Raw genomic sequence first — 13,001 nt, 5'->3', positions numbered from 1 at the left:
GGCCGTGGCGCAGCGTGGCGCATGATGCGGTTGGTTGCGATTCGCCGGCAATTGGGGTAAAAAAATGCGCTTTGCGCTGGTCAAAACGCCATCAGCATGATGTGGCGATGCCCGATACCAGGCTGTGACCTGCCGCAAAACGGCTCCGTGCCGATTCAGCTAATCTGAAGCTATCCCCAGGGTTTTATTGCCCTTTTTCATCAATATAGCGGTGTAATATGCAAGTTTTGATCATGCGTCATGGTGATGCCGTACCTGACGCCGCCAGTGATGCGCTCCGGCCTTTAAGCAGCCGGGGAGATGAAGAATCTCGTCAGATGGCAGCCTGGCTCAACGATCAGTCGATTGATATTGATCGGGTACTGGTGAGCCCTTACGTACGGGCTCAGCAGACGTTGCAGGTCGTGGCGGAGGTGTTGCCGCTGCCGGAAAGTGAATGTCTGCCGGAGCTGACGCCGGGAGGCAACGCCGAACTGGTGTGCGACTATCTGCTGGCGCTGGCGAAAGAAGGCACCAGCGCGGTGCTGGTGATATCCCACCTGCCGCTGGTGGGATATCTGGTCGCCGGGCTGTGCCCGTCTGAGACCGCGCCCATGTTCGCCACGTCGGCCATTGCCAGCGTCGAGCTGGATGATGTCTCCGGTGCGGGCGTATACCACTGGCAGGTCACGCCGTCCCAACTGACGGCCAAAGTTAAACCCTGATCGTCCGACAACAGGCGCCGTTAGCGGCTCCTGTTCGGTTTTCATACGGTTTCCCGCCGCAGGCGATTTTCCAGAACGGCGAAGAAGGTGAGGAGAGGAGGGTTATTCCTCGTCGGCGCTTTCCTGCGCCACCAGCACCAGTAAGGCCGCATTGCCGCCGAATTCCTTCGGCGCCTGATGAAACGCCAGCACGTCCGGGTGTTGGGCCAGCCACAACGGCGTTTGCTGTTTAAGAATGTGTTTGCCGTGGCCGTGCATCACGCAGGCGCAGTAGACATGTTCGCGCCGACAGGCGGCCAGCAGCGCCCCCAGTTCCTGCTTGGCTTCCAGCTGCGTCAGTCCGTGCAAATCCAAAAACAGTTCCGGCGAATAGTCGCCGCGACGCAGTTTCTTCAGCTCGTAATGACTGGCGCCCGGCCGGACATAGCGCGTCGGCCCGTCATTCTCCAGTTGCGGCTGGAATTCGTCCGAGAAATAGAAACTGGCGTCCACCTGTTCCTGAATCATCCGTCGTGGCGGCAATGCGCCGGGTTTGGTACGGGCCGGACGGTGAACATAGGTGTCCTGACGTAACCGGGTGGCGCCCGCCACCGACGTGCGGAAAAGCGCCTGCTCCTCGTCATCAAGCATGAATTTTTTTTTCATTTTGCGTCACTCTGTCATCGTCGCGGTTCTGTTGCAGAACCTCAATACGGTATCCGCATAGTTTCGGTGTCCGCATAGTTTTGATATTCGCATAGTTTACCTGTTCCGTGCCGGTCGCTAAACAAAACCTTATCGTTGCATCCCCCGCTCCGCGCCGTCCGGCGGTGATATCTGCTGATTTGTCGCCGTCTTCATGGCAAACTATTGCCATCACAGAAACATGCGATTACAGAGACAGTAGTCTGTGGAGGACAAACTTGGACAAAATTTTCGTCGATGAGGCGGTCAACGATCTGCATACCATTCAGGATATGCTGCGCTGGACAGTGAGCCGGTTTAACGCCGCCAACGTCTACTATGGACACGGCACCGATAATCCGTGGGATGAGGCGCTGCAACTGGTGCTGCCCAGTCTGTTTTTGCCGATCGATATTCCGGAAGACATGTACCTCGCCCGGCTGACGTCCAGCGAGCGTCATCGCATCGTCGAGCGGGTGATTCGCCGCGTCAACGAGCGTATTCCGGTGGCTTATCTGACGAACAAGGCCTGGTTTTGCGGACTGGAGTTTTATGTCGATGAGCGGGTGCTGGTGCCCCGTTCGCCGATTGGCGAGTTGATCAACAATCGCTTTGCGTCGCTGTTGCCCAACGCGCCGCATCATATTCTTGATTTGTGCACCGGCAGCGGTTGCATCGCCATCGCCTGCGCTCAGGCGTTCCCCGAAGCGGAAGTGGATGCAGTAGATATTTCCGACGAGGCGCTGGCGGTGACCGAACAGAATATCCAGCAGCACGGCATGGAATACAACGTGACGCCGATCCGTTCCGACCTGTTCCGTGACCTGCCGGCGATTCAGTATGACCTGATCGTCACCAATCCGCCGTACGTGGATGAGGAAGACATGGCCGACCTGCCGCAGGAATACCGCTTCGAACCGGAGCTGGGACTGGCGGCGGGCAGCGACGGCCTGAAGCTGGTGCGCCGGATTCTGGCATGCGCGCCGGACTTTCTTACCGAAGAGGGCGTGCTGATTTGTGAAGTCGGCAACAGCATGGTGCACCTGATGGAGCAGTATCCGGATATTCCGTTTACCTGGCTGGAGTTCGACAACGGCGGCGACGGCGTCTTCATGTTGACCCGTTCCCAACTGCTGGACTGTCAGGCGCATTTCAGCCTTTACCGGGATTAATCCCTCCGCAGGGCGGCGGGCGGTAAATATCCGTCTGGCGCCCTGATGTTTTTTCAATGCTAAGGAGCCGTGATGGCAGGAAACAGTATTGGTCAGTTTTTCCGTGTCACCACCTTTGGTGAATCTCATGGCATCGCTCTGGGATGCGTGGTGGATGGCGTACCGCCGGGTATTCCGCTGACCGAGGCCGATTTGCAGCACGACCTGGACCGTCGTCGTCCGGGGACTTCTCGTTACACCACCCAGCGCCGCGAGCCGGATCAGGTGCGTATTCTGTCCGGGGTGTTTGAAGGCGTGACTACCGGCACCAGTATCGGTCTGTTAATTGAAAATACCGATCAGCGCTCGCAGGACTACAGCGCTATCAAGGATCTGTTCCGCCCCGGTCACGCCGATTACACCTATGAGCAGAAATACGGCATCCGCGATTACCGCGGCGGCGGTCGCTCTTCCGCCCGTGAAACCGCTATGCGCGTGGCCGCCGGCGCCATTGCCAAAAAATACCTGCAACAGCTGCACGGTGTGGTGATCCACGGCTATCTGGCGCAGATGGGCGATGTGGTGTGCGAACTGAAAGAGTGGGCGCAGGTGGAGCAAAACCCGTTTTTCTGCCCGGACGCGGACAAGCTCGACGCGCTGGATGAACTGATGCGCGCCCTGAAAAAAGAGGGCGATTCCATCGGCGCGAAAATCACGGTGGTGGCTGAGTCGGTGCCGCCGGGGTTAGGCGAGCCGGTGTTTGATCGTCTTGACGCCGATCTGGCCCACGCGCTGATGAGCATCAACGCCGTCAAAGGCGTGGAAATCGGCGACGGCTTCGCGGTAGTGAACCGTCGCGGCAGCGAAAACCGTGATGAAATCACCCCGGAAGGCTTTCAGAGCAACCATGCGGGCGGCATTCTGGGCGGCATCAGCAGCGGTCAGGCGATCACCGCCCATCTGGCGCTGAAACCGACTTCCAGCATCACCGTGCCGGGGCGCACCATCACCCGCGACGGCGACGCAACGGAAATGATCACCCGCGGTCGCCATGACCCGTGCGTGGGAATCCGCGCGGTGCCGATTGCCGAAGCGATGATGGCGATTGTCCTGATGGATCATCTGCTGCGCCAGCGCGCACAGTGCGCGGACGTGACGAGCCAGGTTCCCCGTTGGTAACACTATAAAAACACGGTAATACACCGAACACGAATACCATAAAACAATGAAAACAAACTGGATTGGGATGGTGGCGCTGCTGTTTTGCAGCGCCGCGCTGGCGAAGACACCGTGGCAGGAGATAACCCACCCGGTGGCAGGCCAGCCTCAGGCCATCGGCGCGTTTGCCAATGGTTGTATCATCGGCGCACAGCCGCTGTCGCTGCAGTCGTCTGATTATCAGGTGATGCGCGTCGACCAGCGGCGTTACTTCGGTCATCCGGACCTGCTGGCGTTCATCCATCGTCTCAGCGCCGGCGTGCATCGCGCCACCGGCGGCACCGTGCTGATCGGCGACATGGGCATGCCGGCCGGCGGACGGTTCAACAGCGGTCACGCCAGCCATCAGTCGGGGCTGGATGTGGATATCTGGCTGCAACTGCCGCGTCAGCGCTGGAGTCAGCAGCAGTTGCTGCAGCCGCAACCGCTGGATCTGGTGCTGGCGGACGGTAAAAACGTCAATCCGCGCGCATGGTCGCCGGATGTGCTGAAGCTGGTGAAGACGGCAGCGCAGGATAATGACGTAACGCGCATTTTCGTCAATCCGGCCATCAAAAAGCAACTGTGCCTGGAAGCCGGCGGCGATCGCAACTGGCTGCACAAGGTCCGGCCGTGGTTCGCCCATCGCGCGCACATGCATGTGCGGCTGCGTTGTCCGGCGGATAGTCTGGAATGTCAGGATCAGGATGCGCCGCCAGCGGGCGACGGATGCGGCGCTGAACTGAACAGCTGGTTCCAGCCGCGCAAACCGGGCGCCGAACCGCCGGCCAAAACGACGCCTCCCCCGTTGCCGCCTTCCTGTCAGGCGTTGCTTGATCGCCATCTGATTGCGGAATAATTCATGGAATGGTTCGTTGTTGGGCCGGATATTCTGGCCCTGTTGTTTCTGGCTAGCGTGATCGCCGGATTTGTGGATTCGATCGCCGGCGGCGGCGGGTTGCTGTCCATTCCGGTGTTGCTGGCGGCGGGGCTGTCGCCCGCTCAGGTGCTGGCGACCAACAAATTGCAGGCGGTGGGCGGTTCGTTTTCCGCCAGCCTGTATTTCATCCGCCGCAAAGCGGTGGACATGCGAATACTGAAGCTGGCGGTGCCGCTGACCTTGCTGGGCGCGATGTTCGGCGCCTGGCTGATTCAGCAGATTCACGCCGATTTCCTGCGTAAGTTGCTGCCGGTGCTGGTGATCGGTATCGGCCTCTATTTTCTGCTGATGCCGAAAGTGGGGGATGAGGATCGGCATGCGCGCCTGTCGCTGTTGCCGTTTTCCCTGCTGGGCGGCGCCTGCGTCGGGTTTTACGACGGCTTCTTCGGGCCGGGTGCCGGGTCGTTTTATGCGCTGGCCTACGTCACCCTGCTGGGTTTCAATCTGGCGAAAGCCACCGCGCACGCCAAAGTGCTCAATTTCACCTCCAATTTCGGCGGCCTGGTGTTTTTCATGCTGGGCGGTCAGGTGGTATGGGGCGTGGGTTTGGTCATGCTGGTCGGGCAGATTATCGGCGCCCGGCTGGGGGCCAGAATGGTGCTGACCAAGGGGCAGAAACTGATTCGCCCGATGCTGGTGATCATGTCCGCCCTGATGAGCATCAAATTGATTCATGACAACCACGGCAGCGAGATTGCCCGCTGGCTGGGACAGCTATTCTGATGACGATGTTGACTGAAACTGCACACACTCACCATTACGACCAGTTGATCGCCGTATTCAACCGGTGTTTTAGCGAGGAATACAACACCCGGCTGGTGAAGGGCGACGATGAGCCTATTTACCTGCCGGCCGACGATCAGGCGCCGTATCACCGCATTGTGTTCGCACACGGGTTTTATGCCAGCGGCATGCACGAGATTTCCCACTGGTGCATCGCCGGTGAAGAGCGGCGCAAATTGGTGGATTTCGGCTATTGGTACTGTCCGGACGGACGCGACGCCGCGACCCAGAGCCAGTTTGAGTCGGTGGAAATCAAACCGCAGGCGCTGGAGTGGATGTTCTGCGTGGCCGCCGGCTTTCCGTTTAATGTCAGCTGCGACAATCTGGATGGCGATGTCGATCCGGATCGCATCGCTTTCCAGCGCCGGGTGCACGCGCAGGTCATGATTTATCTGCAACAGGGCGTGCCCGGCCGACCTGCGCGCTTTATTCAGGCGCTGCGGGACTTTTACCACACTGCGCCGCAAACCGCGGCGGACTTTCCTTATCCGGCCGATCTGTGATGATCGGCGGGCAACACGATAACTGAGGACCATTAATGATCGCAGAATTCGAGGCGCGCATCCTGACGCTGATTGACAATATGGTGGAGCACGCCAGCGATGATGAACTGTTTGCCAGCGGTTACCTGCGCGGCCACCTGACGCTGGCGGTGGCGGAAGCCGAAGCGCATGGCGAACAGACGGCGCAGGCGCTGCATGCCCGGGTACAGGACAGCCTGAACAAGGCGATTAATAACGGCGAGCTGTCGCCGCCGGATCAGGCGCTGGTCGCCCAGGTTTGGGAATCGTTGTATCAGCAGGCGCAATTGCAGTAACACGCGCGAGGGTCGGAATGGGCGCCCGCCTGTGTCGACCTGTGATGGGGTCTTAACCCTTCGCTGAACCTGATTTCGTGACCGGCAGGCGTGCGGTCACGAAATCTAACAGGCGTATCTTCTGGCCCGGACATCATCCGGCTGTCTCAACGGCGCGACAAATCTACAGCCCGTGTTTTTGTCTTAACCGAAACAGTAACGCCTGTCTGGCATGGGCGACGCGCGGCTGGCGCAGCGCGCTGGGTTGCCAGAGTAAATAGTAACTTCGGCTGGCACGCGCTACGGGGGCGGGAATTTCACTCAGCTCTCCTCGTTCGATATAGGGCGTGCATAAATACGCAGGCAGGGCGCTCCAGCCAAATCCCTGGCACAACAGGCTGCATAAGGCGCGTAAGTCTTGCCCGACCATGGCGGGAAGGATGGCCGGCGCCTGCACACGGTTCGCCGTAAACCAGTTATCGATAAGCGGGAGCGTCAGGCTATAGGCCAGCACCGGTTCGGTTTGCATCGCCGCCAGGGTATCCGGCGTGTTCATCAGCCGGGCGACGACCTGGGGCGACGCGACCGCCATCACTTCGTCGGTCAGCATCAGCTCGCTTTTCAACCGGGTGTCATGCGAGGGCGCCGCCGAGATCCCCAGATCACAGTAGCCCTCAATCAGGCTTTGGGTAATCGCGTCGTAATCCCCGGTTTGCATCCGGACGCGCACCCCCACCTCCAGCAGCGGCAACAATTGTTTGGCTACGACTTCGGCCAGAAAATCCGCATGACCAATGATTTGTAATGCGCCAGCCAATTCCAGTGAACGCGCTTTCACCGAGGCCAGTGCGTTTTCCGCCTCATCCAGCCGATCGCCAATATCCGCCGCCAGTTCATCGGCCACCGACGTGGGGACGACGCCTCGCGTTTGCCGCTCAAACAGTGGTCGCCCAATCGACGTTTCCAAACCGGCGACATGCTGTGATACCGCAGGCTGCGTCAGGTTAAGCGTGCGTGCGGCGCCGCTGATAGAGCGTTGTCGATACACCTCAATAAAGGTTCTCAGCCGAACAAGAGACATGTATCACCCATAAAATTTTTTATATCCACACCTAAATATGCTAGTTGGTCACAACTGATTAACGTCGCTAAAGTGCGCTCTATCAAAACATAACTGCCTTTTATTCGGAAGGCGGTTTGCAGGAAGTAAAGGAAAATTTATATCAAAGCCGGACGGCAAGCGAAGGGATCGCACTCCAGCGTTACGGTTTGAGCGGATTCGTCCGCCTGCTGCGATCCAAATAACGGTGAGCCGAATGGATACGCGCTTTTTGTTTTCCCGCCTGTCGGGAAGAAAGACACCACACGATTGTTAAGGATTCACCATCATGCCTTTAGCGCAAACGACCAACGATTTAAAAGCGATATTGCAGACCATGAAGAATGCCCACATCGCCACTGGCCCGGCCGACGCCGCGCTGCGCCGCGACAGGCTGCTACGCAGCGCCCGGCTTATCCGGGAAAATTATTCGTCGCTCAGTAAAGCGATGGATGCGGATTTTGGTCATCGCAGCGTGTATCAGTCGCTGGTGGCGGATATGGCGACGACGGTGAAAACGCTTGAGCATTCCGCGGAGTACGTAGCGCAATGGATGAAACCGGAATTCGTCGACAGCCCCGTGCCGGGCATGCAGGCCTGGATACAGCATCAGCCGCTGGGCGTGGTCGGGGTGATCAGTCCGTGGAATTTCCCCATCAATCTGGCATTTGGGCCGCTGGCCGGCGTATTTGCCGCAGGCAATACCGCGATGCTGAAGCCTTCGGAGCTGACGCCCGCCACCTCGGAACTGCTGGCGGAACTGATCGCGCGTTACTTTGACCCGCTGGAGCTGGAAGTGGTGTTGGGCGACGCGGCGATTGGCGCTGCGTTCAGCAGCCTGCCTTTTGATCATTTGGTCTTTACCGGCAGTTCTGCCGTTGGTCGCCATGTGATGCGTGCCGCAGCCGATAATCTGGTGCCCGTTACACTGGAACTGGGGGGGAAATCGCCGGTGGTCATCGACCGTGATGCGGATGTCGGCCTGGCGGCGCAGCGTACCCTGACCGTGAAGACCTTTAATGCCGGTCAGATCTGCCTCTCCCCTGACTACGTCATGTTGCCGGGCGATCAGGTTGATGCCTTTGTTCAGGCCGGCAAGGCGTTTATGGCTCAGGCATTCCCGACGCTTCAGAACAACCCTGACTATACGTCGATCATTACGCCGCGACACTATGAGCGTCTGGTTGGTCTGTTAAAGGATGCTGAAAAACAGGGCGCGACGCTGGTGAGCCTGGCGCCTCAGGGCGAGCCGGATTTTGATGCGGTTTCCCGCAAGATCGCGCCGCATCTGGTGCTGAATGTCACCGATGAGATGCAGATTATGCAGGAGGAGATCTTCGGGCCATTGTTGCCGGTACGCACCTGTCATTCGCAGGAAGAGGCGATTGCGTACATCAACGCGCATCCGCGCCCGCTGGCTGCGTATTACTTTGGTCAGCAGTCGGCGCGGCAAACCGCGTTTGCTGAACGGACCACGTCAGGGGCGCTGGTCATCAATGATGTGATGACGCATGCCAGTAACGACGCACTGCCTTTTGGCGGGGTGGGGGCTTCCGGCATGGGCGCTTACCACGGCATTCATGGTTTCCGCCGTTTTAGCCACGCCAAAGCGGTTGTGGTTCAGGATGAAGAGGGCGCATCCAACCTGCGTTTGCGGGCGCCCTATAGCGACAAAGTGTCTCAGCTTGAAGCGTTTTTGAAAGGCTGATGCGAACGACCTACTGAATTAGTGAGTTAAGGAGAATGACGATGAAGGTACTGATGGTATTGACGTCCCACGACGCGCTGGGAAACACAGGCAAGAAAACCGGGTTCTGGCTTGAGGAATTCGCCGCCCCTTATTACACCTTCAAAGATGCCGGCGCTGATGTGGTGCTGGCGTCGCCGGCAGGCGGACAGCCGCCGCTGGACCCGAAAAGCGATTTGCCGGAATTTCAGACCGAACTGACCCATCGCTTCAAGGCCGACCCGGCAGCACAGCAAGCGCTGGCTTCCACGGTGAAACTGGACAGCGTGCGTATGGAAGATTTCGACACGGTGTTTTATCCGGGCGGTCATGGTCCGCTGTGGGATTTGGCGGAATCACCGGTTTCCATTGCGCTGATCGAAGCATTTGAACGGGCCGGAAAACCCATCGGTTTCGTGTGCCATGCTCCCGGCGTCTTGCGCCATGTCAAGGCCGCCAATGGCGAGCCGCTGATCAAAGGTCGCCGGGTCACCGGGTTTACCAACACGGAAGAAGCGGCAGTGGAATTGACGGATGTGGTGCCGTTTTTGATTGAAGACGAGTTTCAGAAACTGGGCGGGTTGTATTCCAAAGGCCCTGACTGGCACCCTTACCTCGTCGAGGACGGTAAGCTTATCACCGGCCAGAATCCGGCCAGTTCGGAAGCGGTCGCCAAGGCGTTGTTAAAACAACTGGCCTAATCGGCTGACAAAGGAAACAGGCAGAATGACCATAAGATTGCATCATCTGAATGCTTCGCGTTCCATGCGTATTCTCTGGTTGCTTGAAGAGGCGCAGCTTCCCTATGAGCTGATCCGCTACCAGCGCAATCCGCAGACGCAACTGGCGCCGGAAGCGCTCAAGGCTATCCATCCGCTGGGTAAATCGCCGGTGGTGGAGATTGACGGCAAGGTGATTGCCGAGTCCGGCGCCATCGTTGAGTACATTATCAGTAAATACGCGCCGCAGCTGGCGCCCGATGAGCAGGATGCGGGTTATGCCGACTATCTGCAATGGATTCATTTTGCGGAAAGCTCGGCCATGCTGCCGGTATTACTGAAAGTCTTTAATCAGTTTGAGAAAAATACCGGTCAGACGCTGAAGTTTCTGGATGATTATGCCGAGGTGGAGTTCAAAAAAGTATTTTCCTATTTGAACGACTACCTGGCTTCACGCGAGTTTATTGTTGGGCAGCGCCTGACCGGGGCGGACTTTATGTTGGGGTTCGTGGTGAAGCTGGTCACGGAGCGCTTTAATCTGGGGCAACAGTACCCCCATATTCTCCGTTATTCGCAACGCATTGCGGATATCCCGAGCTGGCAGCAGGCGCAGCGTCTGGAATCAACTCAGGCCTGACGGCTTTTACTGATTTTAGAACGGTTATCTTGTCTTAAAAGGGAGTTACAACTATGGCTGTTGAGAAAGTACTTTATCGCGCCCAGGCTTCGGTGACCGGCGGACGGGATGGACATGCGGTTTCCGATGATAATCACCTCGATCTGAAACTGACCACTCCGCGCGAGCTGGGCGGCCTTGGCGGTTCCGGCACCAACCCCGAGCAACTGTTTGCCGCCGGTTACGCGGCCTGTTTTACCGGCGCGCTGAAACTGGTGGCTTCCAAGGAGAAAGTGTTGGTTCCCTCCGCCACGGTGATTGAAGGTCTTGTCGGCATTGGTCCATCCGGCGGCGGTTTTGGTATCGAAGTTGAACTGCGCATTACCATTCCCGGCATGGACAAGGCGCAGGCTCAGGCGTTGGTGGAAAAAGCGCATCAGGTTTGCCCCTATTCCAACGCTACGCGCGGCAATATCGATGTGACATTGACCGTGTTGTAATTGTTTTTCGGATAAGTGTTGTAATTGTTTGTCGGATAAAGGGATGGCGCTCACACGGCCATCCCTGTTCCCTATTTTCAACGTGGGCTATTGCAGCCAGAAACAGAGCGCATAAAACACGCCCAGACTCGCCATCACCGCCAGCATGGTGTGGCGAACCAGCAAGGCGATCGCCACGCTGCCCACCGCGCCCCATAAGTACGGGTTGTCCGGAAAGGGACGCAGCGCTTCCTGATGCAGCAGGATCACCGGCCCGCAAATGGCCGTCAGCAAACAAGGCGCAGAGTAGTTGAGCGCTTGCCGGAACAGCGCGGGTAGCCTGACGGGAACGCCGGGTTCCAGAAACACGTAGCGGTAAGCAAATACGACCAGCGCCAGTAACAGTAATAATCCCCAACTCATGATGTTTCTCCGTTAAGCCGCGCCATCAGAACCGAAACGGCCATGCCGCCGAGGCCCGCTATCATGATCGCCCCTTCGATGCGCCAGTAAGCCAGCAGCATCGACATCAACAGTGAAAACAGCGTCCCCGCCAGCACCGGCAGGCGTTTGACCATCGGTACCACCAGCGTGATAAAGGTGGCGACGATGGAAAAATCCAGATGGTAGCGATCGAGATGGGGAATCGCATTCGCCATCATCACGCCCGCCAGACTGCATACCACCCAGCACAGATAAAACGTCAGCCCGGCGCCGAGTAGATAGGCGGTGGTCAGCCGTGTCTTTGCGGCTATCGCCAGCGCGAATAACTCGTCGGTCAACAGAAAACCGAGCAACAGGCGATAACGGGCTTTCAGCGGCGCGATGGTAGGGCGCAGCGTTAGACCATAAATCAGGTGCTGGGCGGTAATCACCATGACGGTCAGCAAGATAGTCATGACGCTGCTCCCCGACATCAACAGGCTCAGCGTCACCAACTGCGCCGCGCCGGCGAAGATAACCGCCGACATCCCCACCGCTTGCCAGAATGTCAGCCCGGCCTGTACCGCCATTGAACCCGCCAGAATGCCCCAGGGAATAACCGCCACGCACAGCGGCAGCATAGCGACTGCGCCGCTAAGGAATTGGTTGGATGCCGAGTCCGACGGATATCGTCGTGATAAGGCGGTGAAAGGTGAAAATGACATAACCACGATTCTCTTCTTCAACGAATAAGCCGGAAGAATAGACAGAAGAGCGGCGGCGGTATTGAAAGAAATTGCCTGATGTCTGATTACTTCAGAGTACGGACAAACTCACCCGGCGTGATGCCCATTGCGCGTTTGAAATGACGATTGAAGTGGCTCTGATCGGAGAAGCCGCACTGGGATGCGGTGTCAGACAGGCTGACGCCCTTTATCAGCAGCGAGCGCGCCTGACGCAGGCGAGCCTGAACCAGATAAGCATGGGGCGTCATGCCCAGCAGCGCCTTGAATTGTCTGAGAAAATGCCACGGGCTAAGGCCGGCTGCCTCCGCCAGTTGCAGCAGGCTGATATCCTGCTCCGGGCATTCGTCAAGCCACGCTTTCGCCCGCAGAATGGACAGGCTCGCCGATGGCAAGGTCCGTCCGTCGGAGCGGGTTTTGCTGTAGCGCATCATCAGCCAGCTCAATGATGAAAACAGCAGGGTTTCTTTCAACAGGCTATTGCCTGCCTGCGGCAGCAGGGTGAAGGCCAGCCGCAATTGCGCCGACAAGCCGGGGTCATGCAAGACGGCATCGGGAAACCACGGCGTGGCGCCTTGCGGCACGCGCAGGTCGCGCGACAGGTGGCATAACAAGTCCGGCGAAGGATAGATGGCGCGGTAGGACCAGCCGCTGGCGACTTCGGCGTGGCCGGTATGAATTTCATCGGCATTGACCAGAATGATATCGCCGGTGGGGGCGACGTGTTCATCGCCGGTACGATAGAAACGCTGCGCGCCTTCCTCAATCACGCCGATACAGAAATTCTCGTGCGAATGGCGGGAAAAACGCTGGTGATGGTAGCGAGCCTGCAGCATTTCCAGCCCGCCCAGATCTTTCAGGTGGTGAAACTGCACTTCTTCCCGCGATGAAGGTTTTCCCATGAACCGCTCCCGAATCCTGTTTGGTATAAAATTGCTGCCGTATTGAATGCGCTATCTGAA

16 protein-coding genes are annotated in these 13,001 nt (G+C 58.1%); 11 read left to right on the top strand and 5 right to left on the bottom strand.

Going from position 1 to position 13,001, the window contains the following annotated elements; all coding sequences use genetic code 11:
* The first annotated feature begins 218 nt into the window (after positions 1-218).
* A complete protein-coding gene (gene sixA, locus CVE23_RS15000; RefSeq protein WP_038919681.1) occupies positions 219-704 on the top strand; it encodes a phosphohistidine phosphatase SixA in 486 nt (161 codons plus the stop codon).
* Positions 705-806: 102 nt separating this feature from the next.
* On the opposite strand, the gene smrB is transcribed toward sixA, so the two are convergent.
* Positions 807-1,349 carry an endonuclease SmrB gene (gene smrB / locus CVE23_RS14995; protein ID WP_038667348.1) on the bottom strand — a complete coding sequence of 181 codons (543 nt, stop codon included), beginning with the start codon at positions 1,347-1,349 and terminating at the stop codon, positions 807-809.
* Between the two features lie 257 nt (positions 1,350-1,606).
* Between smrB and prmB the strand changes: the two genes are divergently transcribed.
* The 6 genes from prmB to CVE23_RS14965 all read left to right on the top strand — a co-directional run bounded on the left by prmB (position 1,607) and on the right by CVE23_RS14965 (position 6,255).
* Positions 1,607-2,539, top strand: coding sequence for a 50S ribosomal protein L3 N(5)-glutamine methyltransferase (gene prmB, locus CVE23_RS14990; protein WP_038919678.1), 933 nt, complete (start codon positions 1,607-1,609; stop codon positions 2,537-2,539).
* Positions 2,540-2,611: 72 nt separating this feature from the next.
* Positions 2,612-3,697: a chorismate synthase gene (gene aroC, locus CVE23_RS14985; protein ID WP_100849831.1), complete on the top strand. Its 1,086-nt coding sequence runs from the start codon at positions 2,612-2,614 to the stop codon at positions 3,695-3,697.
* 46 nt (positions 3,698-3,743) lie between these two features.
* Complete coding sequence (gene mepA, locus CVE23_RS14980) at positions 3,744-4,574, top strand: penicillin-insensitive murein endopeptidase (protein WP_100849830.1); 831 nt, start codon at positions 3,744-3,746, stop codon at positions 4,572-4,574.
* 3 nt (positions 4,575-4,577) lie between these two features.
* On the top strand, positions 4,578-5,378 hold the full coding sequence (locus tag CVE23_RS14975; RefSeq protein ID WP_038667361.1) for a sulfite exporter TauE/SafE family protein: 801 nt from the start codon (positions 4,578-4,580) through the stop codon (positions 5,376-5,378).
* The gene (locus tag CVE23_RS14970) at positions 5,378-5,941 is read left to right on the top strand and encodes an elongation factor P hydroxylase (protein ID WP_082170923.1); all 564 of its coding nucleotides are present in this window, start codon (positions 5,378-5,380) and stop codon (positions 5,939-5,941) included. The genes CVE23_RS14975 and CVE23_RS14970 overlap by 1 nt, the downstream gene beginning before the upstream one ends.
* A gap of 35 nt (positions 5,942-5,976) precedes the next feature.
* Positions 5,977-6,255: a YfcL family protein gene (locus CVE23_RS14965; protein ID WP_038919675.1), complete on the top strand. Its 279-nt coding sequence runs from the start codon at positions 5,977-5,979 to the stop codon at positions 6,253-6,255.
* A gap of 163 nt (positions 6,256-6,418) precedes the next feature.
* Here the strand turns inward: CVE23_RS14965 and CVE23_RS14960 are convergent, their stop codons facing one another.
* The gene (locus tag CVE23_RS14960) at positions 6,419-7,315 is read right to left on the bottom strand and encodes a LysR family transcriptional regulator (RefSeq protein WP_038919674.1); all 897 of its coding nucleotides are present in this window, start codon (positions 7,313-7,315) and stop codon (positions 6,419-6,421) included.
* A 307-nt stretch (positions 7,316-7,622) separates the two neighbouring features.
* Between CVE23_RS14960 and CVE23_RS14955 the strand changes: the two genes are divergently transcribed.
* From CVE23_RS14955 to CVE23_RS14940, 4 genes are read left to right on the top strand one after another with little or no spacing between them, the layout of a single operon-like run.
* A complete protein-coding gene (locus CVE23_RS14955; protein WP_038919673.1) occupies positions 7,623-9,041 on the top strand; it encodes a coniferyl aldehyde dehydrogenase in 1,419 nt (472 codons plus the stop codon).
* A gap of 41 nt (positions 9,042-9,082) precedes the next feature.
* Positions 9,083-9,760, top strand: a complete 678-nt coding sequence (locus CVE23_RS14950; RefSeq protein WP_100849829.1) for a type 1 glutamine amidotransferase domain-containing protein — start codon at positions 9,083-9,085, stop codon at positions 9,758-9,760.
* Between the two features lie 25 nt (positions 9,761-9,785).
* Positions 9,786-10,415, top strand: coding sequence for a glutathione S-transferase family protein (locus CVE23_RS14945; RefSeq protein ID WP_038919671.1), 630 nt, complete (start codon positions 9,786-9,788; stop codon positions 10,413-10,415).
* 53 nt (positions 10,416-10,468) lie between these two features.
* A complete protein-coding gene (locus tag CVE23_RS14940; protein WP_038667380.1) occupies positions 10,469-10,894 on the top strand; it encodes an organic hydroperoxide resistance protein in 426 nt (141 codons plus the stop codon).
* An 87-nt stretch (positions 10,895-10,981) separates the two neighbouring features.
* Here the strand turns inward: CVE23_RS14940 and CVE23_RS14935 are convergent, their stop codons facing one another.
* The 3 genes from CVE23_RS14935 to CVE23_RS14925 all read right to left on the bottom strand — a co-directional run bounded on the left by CVE23_RS14935 (position 10,982) and on the right by CVE23_RS14925 (position 12,941).
* On the bottom strand, positions 10,982-11,296 hold the full coding sequence (locus CVE23_RS14935) for an AzlD domain-containing protein (protein WP_038667383.1): 315 nt from the start codon (positions 11,294-11,296) through the stop codon (positions 10,982-10,984).
* Positions 11,293-12,021, bottom strand: a complete 729-nt coding sequence (locus tag CVE23_RS14930) for an AzlC family ABC transporter permease (RefSeq protein WP_188726071.1) — start codon at positions 12,019-12,021, stop codon at positions 11,293-11,295. Before CVE23_RS14930 ends, CVE23_RS14935 begins: the two co-directional genes overlap by 4 nt.
* An 86-nt stretch (positions 12,022-12,107) precedes the next feature.
* Positions 12,108-12,941: an AraC family transcriptional regulator gene (locus CVE23_RS14925; protein ID WP_100849828.1), complete on the bottom strand. Its 834-nt coding sequence runs from the start codon at positions 12,939-12,941 to the stop codon at positions 12,108-12,110.
* Between the last annotated feature and the right edge of the window lie 60 nt (positions 12,942-13,001).

The sequence above is a fragment of the Dickeya fangzhongdai genome (assembly GCF_002812485.1).
In the GTDB taxonomy this organism is placed as follows: domain Bacteria; phylum Pseudomonadota; class Gammaproteobacteria; order Enterobacterales; family Enterobacteriaceae; genus Dickeya; species Dickeya fangzhongdai.
This window is presented reverse-complemented; position numbering and strand designations above follow the sequence as displayed.